The sequence below is a fragment of the Halobacterium sp. KA-6 genome (genome assembly GCF_021029015.1).
GTDB lineage: Archaea > Halobacteriota > Halobacteria > Halobacteriales > Halobacteriaceae > Halobacterium.
This window is the reverse complement of record NZ_JAJJZH010000032.1, coordinates 1-1,724: the sequence shown is the minus strand read 5'-3', so window position 1 is coordinate 1,724 and position 1,724 is coordinate 1. Positions and strand designations below refer to the sequence as shown.

Sequence of the window (1,724 nt, the reverse complement as noted above, 5' to 3'; positions counted from 1 at the left end):
CGCTCGACGTCGACACCGGACTCGCCTTTCTCTCTGGGATGGGAGACGAGCGTGGCGCCGGTAACGCCGTCCGCTTGGGAGCCGTGGATGGCTTCGAGTTCTGTGTTCCAGCGGAACTGGACGTCCTCGTGGTCGCGGGCACGGTCGGCCATGATTTCCGAAGCTCGCAGCTCCTCGCGGCGGTGGACGACCGTCACGGAGTCGGCGAACTTCGTGAGGAACAATGCCTCCTCCATCGCGCTGTCGCCGCCACCGACGACGAGCACGTCGTCGCCGCGGTGGAACGCGCCGTCACAGGTCGCACACGTCGACAGTCCCTGCCCCATCAGTTCGTCCTCGTTCTCGGCACCGACCCAGCGCGCGCTCGCACCGGTCGCGACGATCAGCGACCGCGTGTAGATCGTGTCGCCGGTCGACAGCGATAGCTCCAGCGGCTGACCGTCCAAGTTCGCGTCCTCGATGCGACCGTGTTCGAACTGCGCGCCGAACTGCTCGGCCTGTTCTTTGCCGCGCTGGACGAGATCCATGCCGCCGACGCCGTTGGGGAAGCCGAGATAGTTCTCGACGTCGGTCGTCAGCGTGAGCTGGCCGCCCGGCTCGTCGCCCTCGAGAACGAGGGGGTCGAGGTCGGCCCGCGCAGCGTAGACGGCTGCCGAGAGGCCGGCGATTCCTGACCCGGCGATGACGAGGTCGTGGATGTCCTGAGTCATTTACTCGGTGTAGCTCTCGATGAGCGTTCGGAGTTGGTCTTCTCCCTGGAGACCGACGACTTCCTCGGCCTGTTCACCGTCGGCGAACAGAATCAGCGTGGGAACGCCCCGGACGCCGTACGCACTAGCGAGGGCTGGATTCTCGTCGACGTCGATTTTTGCGACGGCCGCGTCGGTGTCTTCGGCGAGCGTTTCGACGACGGGTTCGAGCATCTGGCAGGGCCCACACCAATCGGCGTAGAAGTCCGCGAGCACGACGTCGTTGTCGCTGGTGACGTCGTCGAGTTCTGCCTGCCCGTTCACGTAGAGCGGTTCGTCAGGCGATTCGGTGCCAGTCGTGACTCCAGTATCGGTTGCCATCACACGGTAGTAGGCGAGTACAGAAGTTAAGAGTTTTGGACGGGCTGCACAATACTACTGGTCGGTAACTCACCTACCACACCGTAACCGCTCGCGGCCATCAGTACCAGGGAAAATCAGATGACCAGTCAAATCCGTAGGAACACAGAGATACGCGCCGTCAGGAGAAGAAACGTTAGCTTTCGGCAGATTGGGGTGCGCCATCGGACTGTTCGTACTTCGTCTCGAACTCCTGGATGAGCTGGCCCATCTTCGCGTACCAGTCGTTGAGCATGCGCTGCATGTCATCTGTAATCTGAGTCGGGTTGTTCGGCGAGTAGACGTGGTAGTAGCCGCCCTGCTCGTAGTTGACTTGTTCCTTCTCGATGAACCCCGTCTGGAGGAGCCGCTGAACGGCCCGGTAGGCCGTCGAGCGCTCCCGGTCGACGGCATCCGCGAGTTCGTCGACAGTCATCGGTTCCTCGGCCTCGACGAGCGCTTGAAAGCACTCTTTGTCGAGTTCCTTGAGGCCGTGGAAACACTCCAGCAGCCCCTCACACTCCATATCCTGACGGAGTTGTTCGGACATCGAATCTGGCATTAGTATCACTCAATCGTAGGGGCTGTGCAGTTATAAGATTTTTGTATGGATTGCACAATTGTGCGCTATAGCGG

The 1,724-nt window shown here is 61.3% G+C and carries 3 protein-coding genes; all 3 read right to left on the bottom strand.

Features of this window, described 5'->3' with window-relative positions:
* Positions 1-710, bottom strand: a 710-nt coding sequence (locus tag LPA46_RS18615; RefSeq protein WP_230893805.1) for an NAD(P)/FAD-dependent oxidoreductase, incomplete at its 3' end; no start/stop codon positions are given.
* On the bottom strand, positions 711-1,070 hold the full coding sequence (trxA, locus tag LPA46_RS18610; RefSeq protein ID WP_230893804.1) for a thioredoxin: 360 nt from the start codon (positions 1,068-1,070) through the stop codon (positions 711-713).
* A 175-nt stretch (positions 1,071-1,245) separates the two neighbouring features.
* Positions 1,246-1,650, bottom strand: a complete 405-nt coding sequence (locus tag LPA46_RS18605) for a helix-turn-helix domain-containing protein (RefSeq protein ID WP_230893803.1) — start codon at positions 1,648-1,650, stop codon at positions 1,246-1,248.
* Positions 1,651-1,724 lie beyond the last annotated feature (74 nt).

Bases quoted from the DNA above. Each gene is read 5' to 3' on its own strand.
- trxA (WP_230893804.1), bottom strand. From the start codon at position 1,070: ATGGCAACCGATACTGGAGTCACGACTGGCACCGAATCGCCTGACGAA.
- LPA46_RS18605 (WP_230893803.1), bottom strand. From the start codon at position 1,650: ATGCCAGATTCGATGTCCGAACAACTCCGTCAGGATATGGAGTGTGAG.